Raw genomic sequence first — 2192 nt, 5'->3', positions numbered from 1 at the left:
TTTACAACTTGTCGGTGGGAACGCCAGATTTCAAACCGCCGGAACATATTATAGAAGAGGCAATTAAGGCAGTAGCAGAACCAGAAAATTACAAATATTCCTTGACGGATTCAGATGAAATGCTACAGGCAGTTGTTGATTATTATCAAAGCAGGTATAGTACTAAAATCAGTAAAGATGAGGTTACTTCTGTACATGGGACACAAGAAGGAATGGGGCATCTAGGGATGGCAATGTGTAATCCTGGGGATATCGTATTGTTACCAGACCCAGGATATCCAATATTCGAGGCAGGTTCTTATCTAGGACAAGCAGATATTCGCTATTATCCTTTAGTAGAAGAAAATGAGTATTTACCAGTCATAGAAGACATACCAGAAGAAATTTTATACAAGACAAAGTACATAGTGTTATCATATCCATCGAATCCTGTCGGTGCTGTTGCACCCAAATCACTTTATGAAAAGATGATTCAATATGCCAAGAAGTATGGATTTTTTATTATCAATGATAACGCATATTCAGATATTATTTTTGATGGGAGAGAAGGATTTTCCTTCTTATCGATAGAAGGGGCCAAAGATGTTGGGGTAGAATTTTTCTCACTATCAAAATCCTTTAATGTAACTGGATTTCGTATCTCATTTTGCATAGGAAATTCTTCAATAGTAAATGCGTTGAAGAAGCTTAGAAGTCAATATGATTTTGGTATGTCTTATCCAGCGCAGAAAGTTGCAATCGCAGCACTTACCGGACCTAGAGACTGCGTAATAAATCAGTGTGCAGAATATCAAAGAAGACGAGATGCTTTATGTGGAGGACTAAGAAAGTTTGGTTGGGATATTAAAGACTCAAAAGGGACGATGTTTGTATGGCTGCGTGTTCCTAAGGAATACACCTCCATCGAATTTTGTGAAGCCTTACTTATGAAAACGGGAGTAGTTGGAACTCCCGGAACGGCATTTGGAACTAGAGGTGAAGGATATATTCGGTTTGCCTTGGTGAAGACAGTTGAAGAGCTTAAGGAAATTGCTGAGATTATTGGTAAGAGTGGATTAATTAAATAGTTATATTAGAAAAGGATCTACTTAATCGCATATAAATATGCAATATAAGTAGATCCTTCTCAAGCATAAAACCTCGTCCTCTTATTAACCTATTAAGGCCTCATAAGTTGACGTATCATTTGGCTGTTCGAAAACCTCGTTGTCTTCGTAAGCCTCTGAAGATTGAATGCTTTGGTTACTTTGATTTTTCATCGTCGTTTTCCTCCTACATTCAGTTTGGTTTTACAAGTATAGTATGTGCAGTTTAAAATTCTTTATACATAAGATGTAAAAGAATTTTAAAATAATTTTTGTGGCCTTTTGATCGGGGTAACAAGCGATGGTAAATACATAGTTTCTTCATGGGGGAAAAAATACTATATTGATCCCAATGAGATTATAAGTAAAGATGGGAATGATACATCTTTTAATTTTAGTATAATTACATATAATTAATTTAATGATTATTAGAAAAATGCTTCTCAGACAGAGAATACAGGAATGAATAAATTCGCATAAGCTACAGATACTATATGAGAAATAGGAGGTATCGCGATGGCAAAAGCAGGAATGAGAAGGCCAGATCCTTATGATCCAAAAAATCATGGAACAGAAAAGCATGAAAAAATGCATCACCCAAAGAATGTACAGGCTCAGGTCCCTGAGATCCAAGGTGCAGCAAAGATGGGAAAGACTAAGGCAGGACCAATTAGTGCTCCCAATTGGGCAAGAGATGATTATAAGGTATCAGCTAAACATGAAGATATTTAGTTCTGTGTAATTAATAAGAATTTATAAGAGGAAATTTGCTTTGAGAACAGAGCAGATTTCCTATTTTTTCTTTTAATACCAATAACTGGTTGACAATATCACTAATTAGTGATATATTAAACACATGGAAAATTTAAAAGACTTAATTGAAAAAAACCATTTAACATTATCTACATTAGTTGTATTTACAAGGGCTGAGAATGTAATCCATAGAAGAGAGATGGAAACGATTAAGAAAAGTAACTTAACGCCAACTCAATTTGGAGTTTTAGAAGCCTTATATAATAAAGGTGATTTACGAATATGTGAATTAATAGAAAAGATATTAACCACATCTGGTAATATTACAGTAGTTATTAAGAATCTAGAGAAGGA

At 34.8% G+C, this 2192-nt stretch carries 3 protein-coding genes; all 3 read left to right on the top strand.

What is annotated here, in order from left to right; genetic code table 11:
- A partial coding sequence (locus ACW2QF_RS17535; RefSeq protein WP_455717311.1) for an aminotransferase class I/II-fold pyridoxal phosphate-dependent enzyme occupies positions 1 to 1067 on the top strand: 1067 nt, incomplete at its 5' end.
- Positions 1068 to 1601: 534 nt separating this feature from the next.
- On the top strand, positions 1602 to 1817 hold the full coding sequence (locus ACW2QF_RS17530; protein ID WP_455717310.1) for a hypothetical protein: 216 nt from the start codon (positions 1602 to 1604) through the stop codon (positions 1815 to 1817).
- A gap of 124 nt (positions 1818 to 1941) precedes the next feature.
- A partial coding sequence (locus tag ACW2QF_RS17525) for a MarR family winged helix-turn-helix transcriptional regulator (protein ID WP_455717309.1) occupies positions 1942 to 2192 on the top strand: 251 nt, incomplete at its 3' end.

It is taken from the genome of Anaerosporobacter sp. (assembly GCF_965301125.1).
This window is presented reverse-complemented; position numbering and strand designations above follow the sequence as displayed.

Excerpts from the sequence above, each read along its gene's own strand:
- ACW2QF_RS17530 (WP_455717310.1), top strand. The coding sequence starts at position 1,602 with ATGGCAAAAGCAGGAATGAGAAGGCCAGATCCTTATGATCCAAAAAAT.